Genomic DNA, 21,357 nt, shown 5'->3' with positions numbered 1-21,357 from the left:
GGAACATCCTGAAATCGTTACAGAAGCGGCAACCGGGACCAGATTTTGTCCCGAGAAATCAGCACACTCCAGTTTATGCGGCGGCTTCGCAGAAAACAGCATCGTCGTGTGTACCTAGGCCGCGACAACTGACGAACAGGACGTAAAGACGTGCGCAAAACAATACGCACCATGGAGGATTTTTCGGAGTTTGTTGGGCTTTCCCGCCCGACAGTGTCGAAATATTTCAGCGATCCGTCGTCCGTCCGTCCCAAGACCCGTGAACTGATTGAAGCGGCGATCAAGCAATCCGGCTTTCGTCCCAATCTTTTCGCGGTGAACCTCAATCGACGTCGCACGACAATTCTGGGTATAATTATCCCCAACCAGCTCGATCATTTCTACATGGCGATGACGAAACGATTGCAATCGCTCGCAGAGCAACGCGGCTATCTTGCGATTGTCCTGTCATCCGATGGCAAGCCTGAGCTGGAAAAGCAGGCAATTGAAACCCTGCGTTCTCTCAATGTCGCAGGTGCCATCATCGCACCGCTTGGCGAAGAGTCGCAACATTCGACACTGGCACGTCTCGCGGAAGACGTTCCAATTGTCTATGTCGACTCTCCGCTCGACAACACTTCACCCTTTGTCGGCACCGACAATCTCAAATCCTTCCATCTGATTGTTGATTATCTGTGCCGCTCGGGCAGCGAGCCTTGTTATTTTTCCATGCCGATGGTCAACAACAATGCAATCAAGCGGCAAGATGCGTATCGACAAGCCATGGAAAAGCTTGGTTATGAGCCGCGTATCATTGACCTTGAACAGAGCCGAAGCTGGGATTTCGAACGTTATGCCTTCGAGCAAACAGCGCGCATTTTGCGTGAAAAGGGACGCCTGCCGACAAGCACTGTTCTGTGCTCCAATGATCGCATCGCCTTTGGCGTAACGAGTGCACTCTGGCAGGCCGGTCTGAAGATTGGCAGGCTCAAGGATTGCGACGTTCGTGTCGCCGGCCACGACAATAATCCACTGTCAGAATACACGTGTCCGCCACTCACTACAGTGGCGCAGGATTACAATGAAATCGGACGGCTGGCGATTGAGCTCTTGTTTCGAACACTGGGCGAAACAACGGATGACCGACTGGAGCTTCCAGAAACGCAGCGCATTCTACTCAATGCCGAAATCAAATTGCGCATGAGCGCATGAAAATGGCGGGTTACCCCGCCATTTCAGTGTTCGCTTTTTAATTCAGGCCGAGCGTCCCGCGCAGGGTAGAGAGATCTTCGGCAAGCGTGGTCACAGGACCAGCAAGCGCCTTGCGATCATCATCCGACAGCTTGTCGTAGGATTCGTAGCCGTCACCCTTCTTGTACTTTGCAAGAATGTCGTCGACAGTCTTGAAGTTGGCTTCCACCTTCTTCACGAGGTCCGGATTTTCCTTTTCCAGCAAAGGCTTGAAGAGCTCGACGATCTTCTGAGCCCCATCGACATTAGCCTTGAAATCCCAAAGATCGGTGTGGCTGTAACGATCTTCCTCACCGGAAATCTTGGTTGCAGCCACTTCTTCAAGCAGGGCAGCAGCTCCGCCAACAACCTTTTCCGGCGGAACGGTGAGGTCTTTTACACGCTTCTGGAGTTCCAGAACATCTGCGTAGAGCTTGTCGGCAACCGGAGCGAGTCCTTCGGTTGAATTCTGCGCAAACAGGCCATACTCGATGCGATGGAACCCGATAAAGTCTTCCGACTTCTCGCCGTTTTCATGGTCATCGGCGCGGCTGTCGATCGAAGCGTCAAGATCGGCGAAAAGCTCGGCAATCGGCTCGATCTTTTCGTAGGAGACGCGCGATGAAGGATAAAGCTCCTTGGCCTTTTCCAAATCGCCTGCTTTGACCGCGTCAGTGAAAGCCTTGGTGTCCTTTACCAGCACGTCGAGGTTTTCCTGCACATAGACTTTGTAGTCAGCAATCGGCTGAACAAGGTCCAGCGGCGAAACTTCAGCCTTGGCTGCGCCGAAGCTGAGCGTGAGGGCAACGGCACATGCCGATGCGAGCAATGGCAGACGATACTTCATGTTTAGCCTCTCCAGATAAAGCGCATTGCGGGAAATGCGCGTCAAATCAAAAACTTGAGATGCGATCCTCACCCGCCAGCATTTTGCGGACCGCTTGCCTCCATAAGTGCGCGCGCGTAGTAGTCCTTATGATCCTGAACACCAGGCAGCGCGAAGAAATACCCGCCCCCAATCGGTTTCAGGTATTCTTCCAGCGGCTCGCCGTTGAGACGGTTCTGCACCGTGATGAAGCCCTTCTCCAGATCGGCCTGATAGGCGATGAAGAGCAGCCCCATATCAAGCTGGCCGGATTTGCTGACCCCGTTTGAATAGTTGAATGGTCGACGCAGAATGAGGTGCTGCTCGGCATTGGCATCCCGCGGATTTGCCAAACGGATATGCGAGTCGAGTGGCGTCACCTTGCCATCCGCATCCTTCGCATAATCGGGAACATCAGCTTCGATTTTACCGTCGAATGGCGCGCCACTATTCTTGCGGCGTCCGAAAATGGCTTCCTGCTCCTGCAGCGGCGTGCGGTCCCAGCGTTCGACAAAATTGCGAATGATGCGCACAGCCATATAGCTGCCATTAGCGGCCCAGCCCGGCTCTTCATTTTGCTTCTGCACCCAAACGATGCGGTTCATCAATGCATCATCGGCGGAATCCGGATTGGCGGATCCATCGCGGAAACCGAGGAAGTTTCGTGCGCTTTCCTTCGCCCGGGGCGAATGCGGCGGTTGCACCGGAACCGTCCCTTCCTGCTTCCAGCGAACCATCAGAAGATCAGGCATGTTCTTCATGATGTCGCGCAGCGCATGAATGTTCGTGTCCGGCGTATTCGAACAGAACTGAATGACGAGGTCCCCGTGGCAGATGTCCTTCTGCAGGGCGTCGTTGGGGAAACCGGTCATGCGCTGCAGAAGTTTCGGCTTCAACGGCTTCAAACCGAAACGATCATCGAACAATGATGAACCGAGCGCCACCGTAACCGTGAGGTTATCCGGCGTGACGACAGGTCCAAGAATACCGGAATCCGATGGCGGAAACTTCGCATCAAACTCCGGTGGTTCTCCACCCTTCATCAAAAATTCTGCCCGCTCGGTGAGCAGTTTGAACATGCGTTCCAGTTCGGCGCGGTCACGTGCCAACACATCAAAGGAAGCGACGAGACCCGCAGCAGGGCGCGGCGTGACGATACCGGGCTGGTGCTTCCCATAAAAAGGCTGACTTTCGTGAATCTTGTCGCTTTCCGGTGCATTGGTCACGCTTTCCGAAGAAAGAGCATGGGCTGTCTGCGGGGCAAGCACGCCTGCAACGGCTCCGGCAACCCCGGTTGCGCCAGCCCCGAGGAGCAGTGCACGGCGACCGGCGGAAACTGGCTCTTCTGTGGTAATCTTATCGGTTTTGAAAAATTTTCTGGTCATCAATCTACCCCAAGCTGATCGCGGAGTTTCGTAAACTGTGCAGCGAGTTGAGCTGCACCTTCCTTAATTTTCGTCTTTTCATCAGACGACAGAGCATCATACGCCTTGTAGCCATTGCCTTCAGCACTCGTACCAAGCAGCTTCCTGATCGAAGCTGCGTCCTTGTCGATGCCTTCAAAGGCTTTCGGGTCAGCCTTCATAACAATGGGGCGCAGGACATCGGCAGTCTTGCCAGAGCCTTCAAGAAGGCCAGACAAAGCCTGCAGATCGGTGTGAGCGTACCGGTCTTCACCAGCATCCGACGCCGTCGATGCAAAACGGTTCAATGCAGAAGCAGTGCCCGCCATCATGCGATCCGGCGAAATCCGAAGCCCGCGAATGCGCTCTTTCAATGCAGTGGCATCCTGCTCAAGCTTGCCAGCAACAGGAGCCAGACCATCGACGGATTTCTGTTCGAACAAACCGTATTCGATACGGTGCAAACCACCGAACGCAGGGTCCTGCTCGCGCTTTTCAAAATAATCCGCACGAGCATTGATAGCCGTATCGAGATCGGAGAACGCTTCCGACACGGGAGCAATGCGCGCATAGGCTTCTCGCGCCGGACCGTAGGCGGTTTGCGCAGCCTCAAGATTACCGCTGGCTATTGCCGTGGAAAGTGCCGAAACCGATTTCTGGAATTCGGCAACCTCTGTGGTCAGATAAATCTGATACTCAGCCAGTGCACCAATGAAAGCTGTAAGCGGAAGCTTGCCCTTTTCCGCTTCACTGGCAGCGGTCGCAGTCACAATCAGCTTGCCGCGCGGATTGGAAAGGAGCCCGCAGGTAATCTGGTATTCACCAGGCGTCAACTTGGCGGTGATGGTCTGCTTGAAGCCAGGAGCGATATTTTCGCGCTCCTCAAGAACCATTACTCCGTCGAGGATTTCCCACTCAACCGTACGGTCGGACTTATTGACAATTTCGAATACCGAGCGCCCGGCCGGAACGGTCAGTTCATTCGGCTCGCAGCTTTTTGCGTTGATCGCGACCTGTATTGTGTCACCGGCTTCTGCATGGCGGGCTTTGTCCGACACACGAGATGCATAATAAAACGCAGCGCCAGCGGCGAGCAGCAACAGCACGGCGAAAGCCAGTCCGATGCGGACCAGATTGCGCGACATGGGTTCAGCAGGTTTCGGATTCGTCATTGAAATCTCTTTTACTGTGCGCTTGTTTTGGCCTGGCTTGCCGTTGCTGGTGCATTTGCAGGCATCAGAAACAGAATGAGCGTCGGAACGATGAAGGCTACATAGGCAACAACTTCACTGACGGTCGGTGTCGCGATGTAACCGAAAATGCCGGCAAGAACTGAACCAAGCGTGCTGTCGAGCGGGAGAATATCGCTCATATCGAAAACGACCGTCTGGAAATGGTTCCAGATGCCAGCTTCGTGCAGCGCCATGACCGAATTGGCGAGAATGCCTGCCGCGATGATCAAAATAAAAACGCCGGTCCAGCGGAAGAAACGGCGAAGGTTCAGCTTCAAGCCGCCTTTAAAGATGCCGTAGCCAACTGCCGCAGCTAGCAACACGCCAAGAAGCGCGCCAAGCGGTGCTGCCGCCCCTTCGCTCTGCTGGAAAGCCGCCAGCAGAAAGAACACCGATTCAAGCCCCTCGCGTGCGACAGCAAAGAACACCATCAGAATGAGGCCTAAACCTTTATGTGTCGGTGTCTGAAAAGCTGCATCGATGGAATGATGCAGTTCCGACTTGATAGAACGGGCCGCCTTGCGCATCCAGAACACCATCGAGGTCAACACAAAAACGGCAATCAGACCAATAATGGCTTCAAACAGTTCCTGCGCCTTCTGTGGGAATTCTGCACTCAGAAGCTGCAGAATAGCGCCGACGGCCAACGACATGGCCAATGCCAGCAATATGCCGATCCAGACCACTGGCATCCAGGCACTGCGGCCAGTCTGATGGAGATAACTGGCAATAATGCCAACGATCAGCGCTGCTTCCACGCCTTCGCGGAACATGATTAGAAAAGGTACGAGCATTCCAACTATCCAAAAGACAGAGAAATCGGCCTGTCCCTCGGTCGCTTCTCTTCAAACCCGGCATGAAGCCTTCGCCATTTGGTCATCTTTTTATATCCGCATGGCCAGCGCTGCAAGCTAAATGAAGTTGACCAACGTAGGAATGTTTTAGAATTATTCTAATTATTTCAGGAGCTTATGAGTCCGTTTGTTAGCGAGGAATGATAGTCTGCCAAGTTCAGAGATGATTGCATAAGTCATTGAAAATGCACTGAAGCCATGGCCCAAGCACTTTTAGACAGCAGTTGATTGCGAACTGAAATCAAACCGATCTAGGTTTCAAATCCCTCGGGCAAACCTGCTTTCCCGGCTTGCGACGGATTAAGCCTGACATAGTCAGCTTTCAAATCTTCGGATGTCTTGCGGCTGCCATCATGGCTCCAGCCGGGAGGCGCGATTATATACATCAGGCGCTGTCGCAAGGTGAGACCTGACGAGAATACGTCTTTAAACATACCAACCCATTCGTGAAACGCCACACGCACCGGATTAAATGTGCCGACATTTTTCACGATGCCATAGCGCGGCATATCTTCCGGTAATTCCTCCACGAAAGTGCCGAACATGCGATCCCAGATAATCAGCGTGCCAGCGTAATTTGCATCAAGATAACGCGGATTGGTCGCGTGATGCACGCGGTGATGCGACGGGGTGTTGAAGATGAACTCGATAGGCCTCGGTAGTTTATCTATGGCTTCCGTGTGAATCCAGAATTGATAGATCAGATTGAACCCATAGACGAAGGCGATCACCGCAGGGTGAAATCCGAAGAGTACCATCGGCACTTGCAACACGAACATGCCCGTCATCTGTCCTGTCCACGACTGACGCAGCGCCGTCGTGAGATTATAATGCTGGCTGGAGTGGTGGTTGACGTGTTCCGCCCAGACCCAGCGCACACGATGCGCAATCCGATGATAGCAGTAGTAGCGCAAATCATCGAAGATGAAGGCGACCACAAATACCCACCAGTGCAGGCCGAGATCAAGAAAGCGGAACTGCCAAACCCAAAGCAGCGCTGTCACGGAAACGAAGCCGAGCAGCAAACCCGCTGCAACATTGCCCGCCCCCATCAACAGGCTTGTAAAAGCGTCTCTTGTCTCAAATTCGCCCTTGCGTTGCCAATAGCGGATTGCCACGAGCTCAATCAGAATTCCCAGCACATAAAGCGGGATCGCAACACGCGTCACATCGAAAAATACCGGATTGCTATCCATGTCGGCTCCCCTCCCCAGACAGACCTGAAAGCCAGGATATCACTCTTTCCCGATCCTCAGCATTACTGAAAAGAAACCGCGCTTTGGGCCAGGTAAAATCCTTCATATGCAATATCAATTCAGTATCGCCCTTGTGCTCAAGTGTCAGGACGTCTGCAGCGGTCACGCATCGCGTCAAAAAGCGGTTCCCGACGCTATGGACGAGCCCTGTGGATGCGCCACGCAACAGGAAAAATGCTGTACGATGATCGTCGGTATAACAAATCTCACCGATTTCGATTTCGGGATAATCAAGATGAAAGCGCGCTTTGACACTTTCGTCGTCGGGAAGAATGCTGCGCTTAAGCCCTCCACCCAGAAAATGAATTAACAGAACGCCGAAGCCTATCCCGGCGACAACCATAAGCAGAAGCAGCCGCAAATCCATAAAATCTCCCATTCGCAGCGATGCCAACATGTTCCTGATGACATCCTAGCCACCAGCCAGTGCGAATACATCCCAAAACTTTGCGGGCCGATTTGCTAGTCGCAACCGACTTGGCATTTGCAACGGGAGATTGTTTCGATTTGGAGTACGGCGAAGCCGCCATGGGATACAAATACTGACCAATAAGCCAAAGAACACGGCCGAAATTCGAAAAGTTTCAGAATTTTCCGAAATGGTCAAAAATTTCGTGTTTCAGGGGTTGAAGATTGGAGCAAGGTGATACATATCACAGTCACTTACCGCTGTGCCTCCTCCCATTGCGCGCGGTAAGTGTTCCCCTCTGGAGGTTTGCCCAATGTGGCACCTTCATAACTTAGCCGGACTTCCCAGTCCGGCTCTTTTTTTGCCCAAAATCTGGATAGCGGCTCGTTTCACTAAAAATGTGCAACTTGTGCAACTTGCTGTTTTAAAAACACTAATTCGTAAAAATCAGCTTCACTATATTCGCCCCTCTGCAAATTAACTTATTCTCAGTTAATCAGCCAAATACACTTGGGTGCAACATAGAAAAAAGCGCCGCGTTTCCGCGGCGCTTTCCATCAATAGACCTACATTTTATCTCAGCCGTAGGCTGCTACTGGCGGACACGAGCAGATGAGATTTCTGTCGCCGCCGACATTGTCGACACGGCTGACCGGCGGCCAGTATTTTGCCGTCGCATCGAAATCGCCATTGATCGCGCTTGCCGGGAATACGGCTTCCTCACGCGTGTAAGGATGCGCCCATTCCGTTGCCAGTGTATCGCCTGCCGTGTGCGGTGCATTGGCAAGCGGATTGTCATCTGCTGGCCAAACGCCGTCGGCAACCTTCTTCGCTTCGCCCGCAATGGCGATCATCGCATCGCAGAGACGGTCGATTTCCGACTTCGGCTCAGACTCGGTCGGTTCGATCATCAGCGTTCCGGCGACCGGCCAGGACATGGTCGGTGCATGGAAACCATAGTCGATGAGGCGCTTGGCCACGTCTTCCACGGACACACCTGCGCTGTCCTTCAGAACACGCGTATCGACGATGCACTCATGCGCCACACGATCATGCGCGCCGGTGTAAAGGATCGGATAGGCGTCCTTCAAGCGATGCGCGATGTAGTTGGCATTGAGGATCGCAGCTTCGGTTGCCTTCTTGAGACCTGCGCCGCCCATCATGCGGATATACATCCACGTAATGACCAGAATGGATGCGCTACCAAACGGTGCAGCCGAAACCGCATGCTTGGAACCGATATCCACATGGCCCGGCAGGTAAGGCACCAGATGCTTGGCAACACCAATCGGACCGACGCCCGGACCACCACCGCCGTGCGGGATGCAGAAGGTCTTGTGCAGGTTCATGTGGCAGACATCGGCGCCGATATCGCAAGGGCGCGCAAGGCCGACGAGTGCATTGAGGTTTGCGCCATCGAAATAGACCTGACCGCCATTATCGTGGACGATTTCGCAGAAAGCCTTGATGCCTTCCTCGAACACGCCATAGGTCGACGGATAGGTAATCATGAACGCCGCGAGATTATCGCGATGCTTCTCGGCCTTGGCCTTGAGATCGTCGATATCGATATCGCCATCCGGACGGCAATTGACCACAACAACGCTCATGCCTGCCATCGAAGCACTGGCCGGATTAGTGCCATGTGCAGACGATGGGATAAGGCAGATGTTGCGATGACCTTCGCCGCGTGACTGGTGATAGTGGCGGATGGCCAGGAGACCAGCATATTCGCCCTGACTGCCTGCATTCGGCTGCAACGAAACACCCGCAAAGCCGGTGATTTCGCAAAGCCATGCTTCGACGTCAGCCGTCATCTTCGCATAGCCTTCAGTCTGGGCCGCAGGCGCGAATGGATGCAGGTTTGCAACCGTATTCCAGCTCACCGGCATCATTTCTGCCGCTGCATTGAGCTTCATGGTGCAAGAGCCAAGCGGGATCATCGCACGATCAAGCGCCAGATCCTTGTCGGCCAGACGACGCAGGAAGCGCATCATCTCGGTTTCCGAACGGTGCGAATGGAACACGTCCTGCGTGAGGAAACCTTCGCCGCGCCCCTTGCCGGGAACGAAAGCTTTGTCGCCATCGACCGGCTTGGCACCGAACAGAACGGCGAGTGCTGCAAGATCTTCCTCGGTCGAGGTTTCGTCAAAGGTGACACCAACTGTATCCGCATCAACGATGCGGAGCAGACGACCGCCCTTGTCGGCTTCGTCGGCAATCTTCGCAGCCTTACCGGCAACTTTAATCGTTACCGTATCAAACAGGCTATCACCTGCGATCTCGACACCAGCAGCCTTGAGGCCAGCCGCAAAGCGTGCAGCAAGGCCGGCCACGCGTGTAGCAATAGCCTGCAGTCCTGCCGGGCCATGCCAGATAGCGAAAGATGCCGCCATATTGGCAAGCAGCGCCTGCGCGGTGCAGATGTTCGACGTGGCCTTGTCGCGACGGATATGCTGTTCACGGGTCTGGAGCGCCAGACGATAGGCCGCACGACCATGCGCATCGACCGACTGACCGACGATGCGGCCCGGAATGATGCGGGTCAGAGGCTCAGACACCGCCAGATACGCGGCGTGCGGGCCGCCGAAGCCCATCGGAACGCCATAACGCTGCATGGAGCCTACAGCCATGTCGGCACCCCAGCTGGCAGGCGCTTCCATAATGGTCAACGCCAGCGGATCGGCAACGGCGATGACGAGGGCGCCCTTGGCTTTCGCATCGGCGATGACCTTGCTGAAATCGCCATAGACACCACGCGTATTCGGCCACGGCACGACGATGGCAGCGGTATTGTCATCGACAGTGCTGCCAGTTTCGATCTCCCAGCCGAGCGGTTCGGCGCGGGTGTTGATCACATCGACGGTCTGTGGGTGCAGTTCACCTGCAAGCAGAATACGGCTGCGCTTGTCGCGGTGGTGACGACAAGCAACGCCGATGGCTTCAGCAACTGCAGTCGCTTCATCCAGGAGCGATGCGCAGGCAACCGGCAGACCGGTCAGTTCCGCAACCAGCGTCTGAAAGTGGAAAAGAAGCTCAAGACGACCCTGGCTGATTTCCGACTGGTAAGGCGTATAAGCCGTGTACCAGGCCGGATTCTCAAACAGGTTGCGCTGAATGACGGGTGGCGTTTCCACACCATGATAGCCCGCGCCGATGAAGCTCTTCTTCACCACATTGCGGCCCATGATTTCATTGAGCTCCGCAAGTGCTGCATGTTCGCTCAAAGCGGCTGGCAAATCGAGCGCGCGATTCAAACGAATGGATGCTGGAACCGCCTGGGTGATAAGGGTTTCCATGGAAGGAAGGCCGAGCGCTGCAAGCATTGCGCGCTCGTCTTCCAGTCTTGGCCCGATATGACGGGCAACAAAGGGAAGAACCTGTTGCGTCATCTGTTTATCCTACCAGTTTGTCGTAACCGGCCTTGTCGAGCAGACCGGAGAGCTGGCCTTCGTCGGAAAGCTTCAGCTTGAACAGCCAGCCTTCGCCTTCTGCGGCCTGATTGATAAGGGCTGGATCGCTTGCAACGGCTTCGTTGACTTCGACCACTTCACCATCGACTGGCGCGTAAACGTCGGAAGCAGCCTTGACCGATTCCACAACCACGATGCCTTCGCCCTTGGTGGCCGTGCGGCCGACGTCCGGCAGTTCGACGAAAACGAGGTCACCCAGTTGTTCCTGTGCGTGGATCGTAATGCCGACAGTGGCAACGCCGTTTTCGACGCTGATCCACTCGTGATCTTCGGTGAACAGGATATTGGCCATGGAAATCATCCTTTGCGATAGCGATGCGGAGTGAAGGGAAGCGCCGAAACGTCAACGGGAACCTTGTTGCCGCGAACGTCAGCGAAAACACGTGTGCCGGGGGTAGCGAGGCTTGCCTCGACATAACCCATGGCGACTGGGAAGCCTGCCGATGGACCGAACCCACCGGAAGTAACAGTTCCGATCTGGCGACCGGATTCATCAAAAAGATCGGCTCCGCCGCGAACCGGCTGGCGGCCTTCCGGCTTCAGACCGACGCGCTTGGCAGATGCGCCCTTGGCGATCGCGTCCAGCACGGCTTTTGCGCCGTTGAATGCAGCCTTTTCGCGCACGGCTTTGGTGATTGCCCATGTGAGGCCCGCCGAAACAGGATCCGTTTCCGGCGTGATGTCCTGACCGTGCAGGCAGAGACCGGCTTCAAGGCGCAGACTGTCGCGAGCAGCCAGGCCGATCCATTCGACGCGCTCGTCGGCAAGCAGTTTCATTGCAAGCGCACGGGCTTCATCGGCTGGAACGCCGATCTCGAAACCATCCTCGCCGGTATAGCCCGAACGGGTCATGAACCAGCCAGCCTTGGGTTCAAACCCGCTCATGAAAGCAAGCTCAGCACCCGCCAGCCCGGCATCATTGATGACGGCTTCCGCTTCCGGCCCCTGAAGAGCAAGAAACACACGGTCAAGAGGATTGACCTTAACGTCCTTGCCCGATGCAGCTTCCGTCAAATGCTCGATATCGGCATCGGCATTGCCCGCATTGGCGACAACCATGAAACGGTCTTCGCCAAGACGCGTGACGATCAGATCGTCCAGAACGCCGCCATTATCATTGAGGAAGAAAGTGTACTTCGACTGGCCTTCCTTCAGCACAATCGGGTCAAGCGGACAGGTTTCGGCAAGAAGCGCAGCGGCATCCGCGCCCGAAATCTCGATCAGCTTCATATGAGAAATGTCGAAAAGGCCCGCATGTTCACGCGTATGAAGATGTTCCTTCATGACGCCCAGCGGATAGGTGATCGGCATGTTCCAACCAGCAAAGCCGCCGAAGCGCGCGCCAGCCTGTTCATGCAAATCCTGCAAAGGCAGGGTATTCAAATGTGCGGTATCGCCCATAACAACTCCAGAGTCGCACGTGTGCCTCCGCAAAATGCGGTTGCTTCGTGCCCCTCTGTCTCAGGCCTGAGAGACTCGCATGGCAAGGATGCCATACTTACACCTTCGGCGCAGGGTTTCCCCTGACTTTCCAGAGTTGTCTTACCCGTCTGCGGTTCCTTGTACCTGAGAGATTTCGGGCGATTTCCCCTTCGGCGGCCAATTGGCGCTCTCCCGCAGACAGACAGTGCAAGAACGTCACATGATATGGCGTCCCGACACCCGACGAAACTCCCTTACCCCAATCCGGCGCGCAAGTCATGTAGAATTGTTGTCTCTAACCGACGATTTCCCGGACTTTTGCGACAAAATTTAAAGCGGACAGGAGGTCCGGATTTATACTCTATTATACATGCATATTGCGGCACAGACGAGACCGCGCATTTACCGGCAACTAAATCAGTTGGACGCGCCGCTCTCCACCACATTTTGTGGAGCAGTTTTTCGGCCAGCAAATTTTTAAAGAAGTTTTAACCAGTTAGCTGCCGGAGCAGCCTGAATCCAGCCGATTTGCCTAACAGGGCATCAGATTGTGATCGCATGATGACCAAGCTGCGCAAAAGGCGTGCAACTGACAAGCTTTAACGCATTGCAGCTATGCAAATCTGTCTCTCCAATTCGAAATGCTTCAAGCCTATATGCTGTTTGCAACAAAGAGATAAGATTTTACTAGGTGAGAGAAATGAACCTGATCCGCTCGTACAACAACTGGCGCCGTTACCGTAACACCGTAAACGAACTGAGCCGCCTGAGCCCACGTGAACTGAACGACCTTGGCATCCTGCCTTCGGAAATCCCGTTCGTTGCACGCAAGGCCGCTGCTCGCTAATAGCGCCCCCCCCGGAAGGCATTGGCCTTCTTCAAGGATCGCGAGTCCCCATAACCGCGCGGTCCTACAGTTTCCAGAATATCACCGGGGTGCTTTCTCCTCCTCCCATTTCCTCGGTGATTCAAGACCGGATGTCCTCCTCCCAAGTCCGGTCTTCCCCATAAAACACCCGTCGCCTCCTCCCGCGACGGGTGTTTTCGTTTATGGGCTGTATTTATGCCTCTTGCGAGGCAGGTGTTGCCGCACCGCGTCTGTCGAATGCAATCGAGATTGCAAAGACCGCCAGACCAGATAAGGCAAGCAATGCGCCGACTGTTCCCGTCGACGTCCAGCCATAGCCCCATGCAACCGCAAGACCGCCGAGCCAAGCACCGAGCGCATTGGCGAGATTGAGCGCGGAATGGTTGAGGGCAGCCGCCAGCGTTTGCGCATCCGCCGCTACATCCATCAGACGCGTTTGCAATGCGGGGACGAGTGCAAACCCGCCGCCGACCAGAAGCACGTTCAAGAATGCAGTCACAGGATGCTGCATGAGGACGGGGAATGCCAACATGACGGCCATATCATAGAGCAGCACCAGACCAACAGTTCCCATAACCGAACGATCTGTCAGTCGCGACCCAACTATATTTCCAAGCACCATGCCGAGGCCGAACATCGCGAAGACGAAAGGCATCCATTTCACATCGACATGCGAAACCTCGGTAACTGTTGCCGCGACATAGGTAAAAACGGAAAACAGGCCGCCCGTGCCAATTGCACCAATCCCAAGCGTCAGCCAGACTTGCTTGCGGCGGAATGCTCCCAGTTCGCGCAGGGGTGACGCCCCCTCCTCTGCAGGCTGTTTGGGTACATAGATCGCGACCAGCACCATAGTTAGCATTGCGATCAGGCCAACGGATGCAAACATTGCGCGCCACCCGGCAATCTGGCCGAGAGAGGTCGCAAGCGGCGTCCCGCACAATGTCGCAATGGTCAGTCCCATCATGACCCGTCCTACAGCCTGAGCACGCTTGCCCGGTTCCGCCAAAGATGCGGCGACAAGTGAAGCAACGCCGAAATAAGCTCCGTGAGGAAAACCAGCGACGAACCGCATCATGTAAAGACCGGCATAGTCCTGCATGAATGCGCTTGCGAGATTACCGAAAGCGAATAGCCCCATCAGCAGGAAGAGGAGCTTGCGGCGGTCAAGCTTTGCGCCGATCACTGCAAGCACCGGTGCGCCAATCAGAACACCGAGCGCGTAAGAACTGATGAGATGGCCGCCTTGCGGTATGGTCACCTCAAGATCACGCGCGATATCGGGCAGCAGCGCCATAATGGCGAACTCACCGGTACCTATACCGAAGCCACCGATGGCAAGCGCTAGTTCCGCCAATCGTGCAGACGAACGTAGCGAAGTTTCCGGCGATGAAGCCGAAGGCTGAATTTTGGACATGAATGGGCCTGAAGGGAATGGAGGATGTCGGACAACCCTACCACTCCTTTCAGGCAAAGGCGATACGCATTGCTGCGGCGCTTTGACGGCTCAAAACAAACGATTATCTGGCCGCGACCGCCTCGATTTCGACCTTGAATTCCTCACGTGTGAAACCGGAAACGATCATCAGCGTGGAGGCTGGCGCTGGTTGCGGGAACAGCCTGTCACGAACATCCATATAAGGACGCATATAGGCCCGGTCTGTCACATAGGCGTTGATACGCACGACATCGGAAAGGTCCATACCGCCATCGCGCAAAATACGGCGAATATTCTCGAAGCAGAGTTCAGCCTGAGCGCCTGCGTCTTCCGGCACATTTCCATCCTGCGCGATGCCTAACTGACCGGAACAGAAAATCATTTCAGCACCGGCTTTAACCTTCACGCCATGGCTGTAGGCGGCAAAGGGTGCTGCCATGTCAGCGGGCAGCAGATGTTTCAAACTGTTCATCGTGAATCCTCAAGATTTCGGCGCAGCGGCCAGCATTTCTTTCAGCCGCGCCGCCCCGGCGACAATATCGGCCTCGGTCGGATTAATACCCGCAGCCAGCAGACGGCGCGCGATCATATGGTCTGCCGGACGATTGATGGAATCGACAGCCACAAGCCTGTCACCGGCAAAATGGAAGATGGAAAATGCATTTTCTTCCGGGTTCCCCGAAAGGATATGCCGATCAGCATCGAAGGAAAGTCCTGCCGTCTGCAGCTTCATATCGCCCTGATCGGACCAGAACCAGGCGACTTCCCGAAACGGCGCTTCGCGTCCGACAATGGTGCGCGCCACATGCTTTGCCTGATCGGTCGCGTTTTGTACCGATTCCAGCCGTACCCGGCGACCAGCATGAAAGTGATCGTAGCTCACGCAATCGCCAATGGCGTAGACATGGCTAGCAGAAGTACGCAGGTTCTCGTCGACAATAATCCCATTGTCGATTGCAAGTCCCGCCGTTACTGCAAGCTCCACATTTGGTACCGCACCAGTGCCGATCACGACCATATCCGCCGGGAAAATCGTGCCGTCTGCAGCTTTAACGCCGATAACATGGTTATTTTCCCCCTCGACTGCCGCCACGCCGAGACCGGTTAAAAGTGTGATGTTAGCGACGCGGCTGCGCGCTTCCACATGGGCAGAGATATGCGTTGCAACCGAACGACCCAGCACACGAGGCGCCGCTTCGATCAGAACCGTCTTTTTGCCAAGCGCGATTGCGCTATGGGCCATTTCGAGGCCAATGAAACCGCCACCGATAATGACGACATTCTCGACATTCGGCATTGCCGCTGCGATACGGCGTGCATCGTCCATCCGGCGCAGCGTAAAGACACCTTCGAGCCCGACACCCGGTACATTGGGAATGCGCGCACGTGCGCCGGTCGCGAAGATCAGTTCAGACCAGTTCAACGCGCGCCCATCATCAAGCACGACCGTCTTGTCGGCAATCGATACAGTATCGACGTGATGGCCGAACAGCATCTCGATATTATTGTCACGATAGGTTGCTTCCGGGCGCAACACCAGGCCACCGCCTTCCGGGGCTTTCAGATAGGATTTGGAGAGGGGCGGCTTATGATATGGAATATCGGTTTCGTCGTTGATGAGAACGATTTTGCCTGCATAGCCTTCCTGCCGAAGGCTGATAGCGGCCTGCGAACCGGCATGGCCGGCACCAATGATAATGCATCTGTCGTCCATAGGACCTCCGGAAATTTCCGCGCATCATAAACACGTCACGGCCCGTCGCGTGACCGAATAGCCACGGATTCACACCTTAATTGCACGCAATTCGAATATTTAAAACATTTAGTTTGACCGATCGGTCAGATTGTTTAGTAGGATATGTTTAACGCCCTTGGCCCGAGCGTGTAGGAGTTGCAATCTTGAAACGATATTGGTCCGATTATACGAGCGAGGCATTCTCCCGCCTCGATCGCGAGAAGCTCGTGGCGGTTCTGCCGGTTGGTGCAATTGAGCAGCACGGACCACACCTTCCGCTAGCCGTCGACGCTGCCATCGTTGACGGCATGGTCAAGGAAACCATCGCCCGCCTGCCTGAAACAAGCCATGCGCTTTTCCTGCCGACGCAAGCCATCGGAAAGAGCAATGAGCACAGCCGTTACCCTGGCACTTTGACGTTTTCAGCCGAGACCATCATTCGCATGTGGTGCGAGATCGGCGCTTGCGTGGCAGCAAGCGGTGTCCGCAAAATGGCGCTGCTCAATAGCCATGGCGGCCAGATCAGTGTCATGGATATCGTAGCGCGGGAGCTTCGCATCCGTCACAACATGCTTGTTGTAAGCATCAACTGGTTCGGCCTTGGAATGCCGGAAGGCGTATACAGCGATCACGACCTGAAGCATGGCATTCATGCCGGTGACATGGAAACCTCGGTGATGCTGGAGATGCATCCCGATCTCGTCGATATGTCGAAAGTACAGGATTTCCGGACGCTTACGGAAACTTTTGCAAGTGATTTCCAACATCTTTCGCTGAGCGGCGGCGCCAAGCCGGCCTGGCAGATTCAGGATATCAATCCTTATGGCGCTGCTGGTGATGCGACGCTCGCGACCGCGGAGAAAGGTCGAGCGACCATCGATTTTGCCGCTGAGCGCCTGGTAGAGGTTCTGGCGGAAATTGAACGAGCGCCGCTTTCCTGGCTCGACAACAAACCAGCCTGGTAAGGACAATGAGCGTGGCCCCCAACTCGCAAGCTCCATCCTCCCTGATTGAGATAGACGGCGTCTACAAGCAATATGGTACCGGCGTGATGGCCGTGAGCGACATGTCGCTCAGGATCGAACAAGGCCAGTTCGTCAGCTTTCTCGGCCCCTCTGGCTGCGGCAAGAGCACGGCGTTGCGCATGATCGCCGGCCTGGAATCGATTTCAGCCGGAAACATCCGTATCAACGGCCACGCTCCCGGCAAGGGGCCTATCGGCGCGCAGGATATCGGTTTCGTATTTCAGGAGCCGACGCTGATGCCGTGGGCCAGCGTCTTCGACAATGTTTATTTGCCGTTGCGCCTGTCCGGCATTGCCCGCAAGGAAGCAACTCCGCGCGTCGAAGAAGCATTGGCACAGGTGGGCCTGTCCCGCTTTGCCACGGCATTTCCGAGGGAACTGTCCGGCGGAATGAAAATGCGCGTTTCCATCGCTCGTGCTCTGGTTACGCGTCCGCGTCTTCTGTTGATGGACGAGCCATTTGCGGCGCTGGATGAGATGACGCGCTTCAAGCTTAACAATGACGTTCTGCGACTTTGGCAGGAACACGGTCTAACCGTGATTTTCGTAACCCACAGCGTTTATGAGTCGGTTTATCTGTCCAACCGGGTAGTGGTGATGGCTGCCCGACCGGGCCGCGTTGTGGCCGACATACCGATCATCGGGCCCTACCCGCGTGCCGAAAACTACCGCACGACAGACGCATATGCGAAATATTGCGCCAAGGTTTCCGACGCGCTGACCGCGACGCTTTCTTCTCAAGATATAGACCATTGAGGGCGGGAAGATGAACCAGATGCAAAACGAACTGCCCGTTCTCAATTCCGAACAGGATCGCCTCGCCCGGCGCGAGCGCACTTTGCGCATCATGATGCCGACATTGGCAATCATCATCGCGCTCGGCATATGGGAAGGCCTCGTCCGCTACTATCAGGTACCGCATTACCTGATCCCAGCTCCTTCGCTGGTCGCCGAGACCCTGATCAAGGACGGTCCATCCTTGACGGCATCCATGTGGTTCACCGTCAAGCTAACCCTGATTTCACTTGCCTGTGCCATTATTGGCGGCGTTCTGCTCGGCATGATCTTCGCCCTGTCGCGCCCGATAGAAATGGCGTTTTTTCCCTTTGCCGTTATCCTTCAGGTCACGCCGGTCATCGCTATCGCGCCGCTGATCCTCATCTATGTGCGTGATACTTTTTCAGCCCTGCTGATCTGTGCATGGATCGTGGCGTTCTTCCCGATCCTGTCCAACACCGTGATTGGATTGCGCAGCGCCGACCACAACCTGCGCGATCTTTTCCGGCTCTACCGTGCTTCGCCATGGCAGCGCCTGCGCTATCTGCTGGCGCCAAGCGCATTGCCTTATTTCATGGCGGCGCTGAAAATCGCCGGCGGCCTGTCACTGATCGGCGCAGTTGTCGCTGAGTTTGTTGCCGGTACGGCAGGCCAGAGCACAGGGCTCGCCTCACGCATTCTGGAATCGAGCTTCCGCAACGAAATTCCGCGCATGTTTGCGGCACTTTTCCTCGTGTCGCTGCTCGGCATCGTGATTTTCCTCGTGACAAGCTGGCTGTCGCGCCTTGTCCTCGGACGCTGGCATGAAAGCGAGATCCGTCGTGAGCGCTAGAATGTTGCAAGGGGTGGCCATAGCCGGTCGCACCGGACACTACGACATCCAGATCGAAGGCAATCGTATCGCCTCGCTTGTGCCGTCGCAGGCAAGGGAGGGTGGTTTGGTCACGCCGCTTTTCGCAGATGTCCATGTCCATCTGGACAAGACATTTACGATCCGGCGCATTGCGGAAAATTGCGGCGCCAAGGTGGATTGCCTGTTCGATGCAATCGACCTGATGAACTCTGACCGGAAGAACTGGAGTGAGGCGGATATTCGCGCCCGCGCGACCCAGGGCCTTGAAGCCGCATTTGAACAAGGCGTCGGCGCAATGCGCAGCCATGTTGACTGGACGACACCGGAAGTGCCCACTGCCTGGCCCGTTCTCAACGAACTGCGTCAGGAATGGAAAGACCGTCTCGACCTTCAACTTGCAGCGCTCGTCCATGGCGATCTTGTGCTTGATGCGGGTTCGCAAATCGCGGCCCGCGTTGCAAAAGACGGCGGCGTGTTCGGCGCGTTCTTCTATCGCAATGCGGATCTTGAAGCCAAAATCGAAGAGATGTTCCGTGTTGCCGTGCAGCACGACCTCAACCTCGACTTTCATGTCGATGAAGGGCTGGAGGTAGAAGCGGACGGCTTCTCGCTGATCGTATCGGCAACCAAACGCCATGGCATGGCTGGTCGGGTGCTGTGCGGTCATGCCTGCTCGTTGTCGCTGCGCAGGCCGGACGAACTGCAGCGCATTCTTCATGCTGCCGCAGAAGCAGGCACGGCACTCGTTTCGCTACCCACGACAAACCTCTATCTGCAAGACCGGATCGGCGGAAAGTCTCCGCGCCTGCGCGGTGTTGCACCGTTGAAGGAAGCGCGCGCAGCAGGCATGGATGTCATGTTCGGTTCCGACAATGTCCGCGATGCATTCTATCCCTATGGCGATTACGACCCGCTCGCCATACTTCGTCTCGCAGCGCCGGTTTGCCATGTCGAGCCGCAGGACTGGCTCGACAGCATCACCACCCTGCCCGCCCGCCTTATTGGCAGCGAATACGTGCAGCAACCGCAGGCAGGTGGCGTGGCCAGTTTTGTCTGGCACGACGCAGCAGACCTGAACGATCTCATCAGCCGCCCGCAGGCTCGCCGCGTCGTCTGGCGTAATGGCGTTGCCGTGCCTCAAATCAACGGGAGAGCCACATGAATTCTGCCGCTCCACAGCGCATCTACGACTGGGCCGCATTTCGCGCCGAAATCGACGGAATCCGCATCTACGATGACCCGAAGCAGGTCGAACTGCGCTCTCGGGATTATTTCTGGTACAGCCCCATCCTGACCGAGGATATCGGCCATTATGTCGGCGATCTCGTCGTCATTCCGAAGGATCAGGACGAGGTACGTCGCGTTGCTGCTGCTGCCGCAAAGTTGCGCATTCCGATCACCGTTCGTGGCGGAGGTACCGGCAATTACGGTCAATGCGTTCCGCTCGAAGGCGGCATCATTCTGGACATGACCAAGATCGACCGCATCGTCTCCATCGAACCCGGCAAGGTTCGCGTGGAAGGCGGCGCGCGCATTTCGCGTCTGGACGATGCCGTACGCGAAACCGGTCAGGAACTGTTGATGTATCCGTCGACCCGCCGCATCGCCACGATTGGCGGCTTCTTCTCAGGTGGTTCAGGCGGCATCGGCTCATTGCGTCACGGCATGTTGCGCGACGATGGCAATGTCTATTCGGTCAAGGTTCTGACTGTCGAACCGGAGCCGAAGATTATCGAATTGACCGGACGCGACATTCATAAAGTTCAACATGCCTATGGCACCAACGGCATCATTCTGGAGCTGGAAATCGGTCTTACCAAGGCAACGGACTGGATACATACTGCAGCCTTGTTCGATAGTTACGAGGCAACGCTCAACTTCTGCCTCAAGGCGCTAGAAGGCAATCTCGACTGCTATCTTCTGACCACTGTAGATCGCCGTTTTGCGCGCTTTTACACCAAGTTCGGCGATCTGTTCCCATCCGACAAGGATGCGGTTTTTGCCATGATTGCCCCGGAAGAAATGGCTCGTTTCGAAGCGCTCGCCACTGAATTTGGCGGCAAGATTTCCTTCGCCATGACGCTGGATGAATTGCACAAGAATGGTTTGCAGCCTGCTTATGAGTGCGGCTGGAACCACACAACCTTGCAGGCGCTGAAAGCCGAGGAAGGCTGGACCTATCTGCAGGTCGCCTATCCGCGTCCGTTTGACGTGGATGTAGTGACACGCCAGATCGAGCGCTACGGCGAAACGCAATATATGCATCATGAAATGGCGCGCCTTGAAGGAGAAGTGCAGATTTTCGCGCTTCCGCTTGTTCGCTTTGAAGGCCGTGACGAGATGTACCGCCTGATCAAGGAACTGGAGCAGGTTGACGGTTGCGATATTTACGATCCGCATGCCTACACCATCGAGGATGGCGGCATGAAAGAAATCGACAGTGTCCAGATCGAATTCAAGAAACTGGCAGACCCATATGGCCTGCTCAATCCGGGCAAAACGCGCGGCTGGACCGCTGACATGGCTTTGACTGATTAAA

19 protein-coding genes and 1 riboswitch are annotated in these 21,357 nt (G+C 55.5%); of the genes, 7 read left to right on the top strand and 12 right to left on the bottom strand.

Annotated features, from left to right (window positions below; translation table 11 throughout):
- Nucleotides 1–171: 171 nt before the first annotated feature.
- Entirely contained in the window at nucleotides 172–1,191 is a 1,020-nt protein-coding gene (locus tag KWJ32_RS01875) for a LacI family DNA-binding transcriptional regulator (RefSeq protein ID WP_029927075.1), read from the top strand.
- Between the two features lie 37 nt (nucleotides 1,192–1,228).
- On the opposite strand, the gene efeO (KWJ32_RS01870) is transcribed toward KWJ32_RS01875, so the two are convergent.
- From efeO (KWJ32_RS01870) to gcvT, 9 genes are all read right to left on the bottom strand, one after another.
- Nucleotides 1,229–2,056, bottom strand: coding sequence for an iron uptake system protein EfeO (efeO, locus tag KWJ32_RS01870; protein WP_010659042.1), 828 nt, complete (start codon nucleotides 2,054–2,056; stop codon nucleotides 1,229–1,231).
- Between the two features lie 68 nt (nucleotides 2,057–2,124).
- Nucleotides 2,125–3,459, bottom strand: a complete 1,335-nt coding sequence (gene efeB, locus KWJ32_RS01865; RefSeq protein WP_256885949.1) for an iron uptake transporter deferrochelatase/peroxidase subunit — start codon at nucleotides 3,457–3,459, stop codon at nucleotides 2,125–2,127.
- A complete protein-coding gene (gene efeO / locus KWJ32_RS01860) occupies nucleotides 3,459–4,649 on the bottom strand; it encodes an iron uptake system protein EfeO (protein WP_012093212.1) in 1,191 nt (396 codons plus the stop codon). Before efeO (KWJ32_RS01860) ends, efeB begins: the two co-directional genes overlap by 1 nt.
- A gap of 11 nt (nucleotides 4,650–4,660) precedes the next feature.
- Entirely contained in the window at nucleotides 4,661–5,503 is an 843-nt protein-coding gene (gene efeU / locus KWJ32_RS01855; RefSeq protein WP_012093213.1) for an iron uptake transporter permease EfeU, read from the bottom strand.
- A 311-nt stretch (nucleotides 5,504–5,814) separates the two neighbouring features.
- Nucleotides 5,815–6,759: a sterol desaturase family protein gene (locus KWJ32_RS01850; protein ID WP_012093214.1), complete on the bottom strand. Its 945-nt coding sequence runs from the start codon at nucleotides 6,757–6,759 to the stop codon at nucleotides 5,815–5,817.
- On the bottom strand, nucleotides 6,752–7,216 hold the full coding sequence (locus tag KWJ32_RS01845; RefSeq protein ID WP_012093215.1) for a hypothetical protein: 465 nt from the start codon (nucleotides 7,214–7,216) through the stop codon (nucleotides 6,752–6,754). The genes KWJ32_RS01850 and KWJ32_RS01845 overlap by 8 nt, the downstream gene beginning before the upstream one ends.
- A gap of 590 nt (nucleotides 7,217–7,806) precedes the next feature.
- Nucleotides 7,807–10,620 (bottom strand): aminomethyl-transferring glycine dehydrogenase, encoded by a 2,814-nt coding sequence (gene gcvP / locus KWJ32_RS01840; protein ID WP_012093216.1) that lies wholly within the window; start codon nucleotides 10,618–10,620, stop codon nucleotides 7,807–7,809.
- A 4-nt stretch (nucleotides 10,621–10,624) separates the two neighbouring features.
- The gene (gene gcvH, locus KWJ32_RS01835; RefSeq protein WP_010659049.1) at nucleotides 10,625–10,993 is read right to left on the bottom strand and encodes a glycine cleavage system protein GcvH; all 369 of its coding nucleotides are present in this window, start codon (nucleotides 10,991–10,993) and stop codon (nucleotides 10,625–10,627) included.
- A 5-nt stretch (nucleotides 10,994–10,998) separates the two neighbouring features.
- The gene (gene gcvT, locus KWJ32_RS01830; RefSeq protein ID WP_012093217.1) at nucleotides 10,999–12,102 is read right to left on the bottom strand and encodes a glycine cleavage system aminomethyltransferase GcvT; all 1,104 of its coding nucleotides are present in this window, start codon (nucleotides 12,100–12,102) and stop codon (nucleotides 10,999–11,001) included.
- A 142-nt stretch (nucleotides 12,103–12,244) separates the two neighbouring features.
- Nucleotides 12,245–12,328, bottom strand: a riboswitch (glycine riboswitch).
- Between the two features lie 495 nt (nucleotides 12,329–12,823).
- Between gcvT and KWJ32_RS01825 the strand changes: the two genes are divergently transcribed.
- A complete protein-coding gene (locus KWJ32_RS01825) occupies nucleotides 12,824–12,970 on the top strand; it encodes a DUF1127 domain-containing protein (RefSeq protein ID WP_002965914.1) in 147 nt (48 codons plus the stop codon).
- A gap of 214 nt (nucleotides 12,971–13,184) precedes the next feature.
- On the opposite strand, the gene KWJ32_RS01820 is transcribed toward KWJ32_RS01825, so the two are convergent.
- From KWJ32_RS01820 to KWJ32_RS01810, 3 genes are all read right to left on the bottom strand, one after another.
- Nucleotides 13,185–14,408, bottom strand: coding sequence for an MFS transporter (locus tag KWJ32_RS01820; RefSeq protein ID WP_012093218.1), 1,224 nt, complete (start codon nucleotides 14,406–14,408; stop codon nucleotides 13,185–13,187).
- A gap of 103 nt (nucleotides 14,409–14,511) precedes the next feature.
- Nucleotides 14,512–14,901, bottom strand: a complete 390-nt coding sequence (locus tag KWJ32_RS01815) for a RidA family protein (protein ID WP_012093219.1) — start codon at nucleotides 14,899–14,901, stop codon at nucleotides 14,512–14,514.
- A gap of 9 nt (nucleotides 14,902–14,910) precedes the next feature.
- Nucleotides 14,911–16,143 carry an FAD-dependent oxidoreductase gene (locus tag KWJ32_RS01810; RefSeq protein WP_012093220.1) on the bottom strand — a complete coding sequence of 411 codons (1,233 nt, stop codon included), beginning with the start codon at nucleotides 16,141–16,143 and terminating at the stop codon, nucleotides 14,911–14,913.
- A gap of 185 nt (nucleotides 16,144–16,328) precedes the next feature.
- Here KWJ32_RS01810 and KWJ32_RS01805 point away from each other — a divergent pair, with 185 nt between their 5' ends.
- Genes KWJ32_RS01805 through KWJ32_RS01785 form a run of 5 tightly spaced genes read left to right on the top strand, consistent with a single transcriptional unit; the run spans nucleotide 16,329 to nucleotide 21,356 of the window.
- Nucleotides 16,329–17,129, top strand: a complete 801-nt coding sequence (locus KWJ32_RS01805) for a creatininase family protein (RefSeq protein WP_012093221.1) — start codon at nucleotides 16,329–16,331, stop codon at nucleotides 17,127–17,129.
- A 5-nt stretch (nucleotides 17,130–17,134) separates the two neighbouring features.
- Nucleotides 17,135–17,944 carry an ABC transporter ATP-binding protein gene (locus KWJ32_RS01800; protein WP_040128660.1) on the top strand — a complete coding sequence of 270 codons (810 nt, stop codon included), beginning with the start codon at nucleotides 17,135–17,137 and terminating at the stop codon, nucleotides 17,942–17,944.
- Nucleotides 17,945–17,963: 19 nt separating this feature from the next.
- On the top strand, nucleotides 17,964–18,797 hold the full coding sequence (locus KWJ32_RS01795; RefSeq protein WP_040128658.1) for an ABC transporter permease: 834 nt from the start codon (nucleotides 17,964–17,966) through the stop codon (nucleotides 18,795–18,797).
- Nucleotides 18,769–19,980 carry an amidohydrolase family protein gene (locus tag KWJ32_RS01790; RefSeq protein ID WP_231771551.1) on the top strand — a complete coding sequence of 404 codons (1,212 nt, stop codon included), beginning with the start codon at nucleotides 18,769–18,771 and terminating at the stop codon, nucleotides 19,978–19,980. Before KWJ32_RS01795 ends, KWJ32_RS01790 begins: the two co-directional genes overlap by 29 nt.
- Entirely contained in the window at nucleotides 19,977–21,356 is a 1,380-nt protein-coding gene (locus KWJ32_RS01785; RefSeq protein ID WP_012093226.1) for an FAD-binding oxidoreductase, read from the top strand. Before KWJ32_RS01790 ends, KWJ32_RS01785 begins: the two co-directional genes overlap by 4 nt.
- The last annotated feature ends 1 nt before the right edge of the window (nucleotide 21,357 follow it).

Source organism: Ochrobactrum sp. BTU2, from assembly GCF_024539785.1.
GTDB classification, from domain to species: domain Bacteria; phylum Pseudomonadota; class Alphaproteobacteria; order Rhizobiales; family Rhizobiaceae; genus Brucella; species Brucella anthropi.
This window is presented reverse-complemented; position numbering and strand designations above follow the sequence as displayed.

What these genes read in the sequence shown, in the direction of transcription:
- KWJ32_RS01875 (WP_029927075.1), top strand. Translation starts at nt 172, where the DNA reads ATGGAGGATTTTTCGGAGTTTGTTGGGCTTTCCCGCCCGACAGTGTCG.
- efeO (WP_010659042.1), bottom strand. Translation starts at nt 2,056, where the DNA reads ATGAAGTATCGTCTGCCATTGCTCGCATCGGCATGTGCCGTTGCCCTC.
- efeB (WP_256885949.1), bottom strand. Translation starts at nt 3,459, where the DNA reads ATGACCAGAAAATTTTTCAAAACCGATAAGATTACCACAGAAGAGCCA.
- efeO (WP_012093212.1), bottom strand. Translation starts at nt 4,649, where the DNA reads ATGACGAATCCGAAACCTGCTGAACCCATGTCGCGCAATCTGGTCCGC.
- efeU (WP_012093213.1), bottom strand. Translation starts at nt 5,503, where the DNA reads ATGCTCGTACCTTTTCTAATCATGTTCCGCGAAGGCGTGGAAGCAGCG.
- KWJ32_RS01850 (WP_012093214.1), bottom strand. Translation starts at nt 6,759, where the DNA reads ATGGATAGCAATCCGGTATTTTTCGATGTGACGCGTGTTGCGATCCCG.
- KWJ32_RS01845 (WP_012093215.1), bottom strand. Translation starts at nt 7,216, where the DNA reads ATGTTGGCATCGCTGCGAATGGGAGATTTTATGGATTTGCGGCTGCTT.
- gcvP (WP_012093216.1), bottom strand. Translation starts at nt 10,620, where the DNA reads ATGACGCAACAGGTTCTTCCCTTTGTTGCCCGTCATATCGGGCCAAGA.
- gcvH (WP_010659049.1), bottom strand. Translation starts at nt 10,993, where the DNA reads ATGGCCAATATCCTGTTCACCGAAGATCACGAGTGGATCAGCGTCGAA.
- gcvT (WP_012093217.1), bottom strand. Translation starts at nt 12,102, where the DNA reads ATGGGCGATACCGCACATTTGAATACCCTGCCTTTGCAGGATTTGCAT.
- KWJ32_RS01825 (WP_002965914.1), top strand. Translation starts at nt 12,824, where the DNA reads ATGAACCTGATCCGCTCGTACAACAACTGGCGCCGTTACCGTAACACC.
- KWJ32_RS01820 (WP_012093218.1), bottom strand. Translation starts at nt 14,408, where the DNA reads ATGTCCAAAATTCAGCCTTCGGCTTCATCGCCGGAAACTTCGCTACGT.
- KWJ32_RS01815 (WP_012093219.1), bottom strand. Translation starts at nt 14,901, where the DNA reads ATGAACAGTTTGAAACATCTGCTGCCCGCTGACATGGCAGCACCCTTT.
- KWJ32_RS01810 (WP_012093220.1), bottom strand. Translation starts at nt 16,143, where the DNA reads ATGGACGACAGATGCATTATCATTGGTGCCGGCCATGCCGGTTCGCAG.
- KWJ32_RS01800 (WP_040128660.1), top strand. Translation starts at nt 17,135, where the DNA reads ATGAGCGTGGCCCCCAACTCGCAAGCTCCATCCTCCCTGATTGAGATA.
- KWJ32_RS01795 (WP_040128658.1), top strand. Translation starts at nt 17,964, where the DNA reads ATGCAAAACGAACTGCCCGTTCTCAATTCCGAACAGGATCGCCTCGCC.
- KWJ32_RS01790 (WP_231771551.1), top strand. Translation starts at nt 18,769, where the DNA reads ATGAAAGCGAGATCCGTCGTGAGCGCTAGAATGTTGCAAGGGGTGGCC.
- KWJ32_RS01785 (WP_012093226.1), top strand. Translation starts at nt 19,977, where the DNA reads ATGAATTCTGCCGCTCCACAGCGCATCTACGACTGGGCCGCATTTCGC.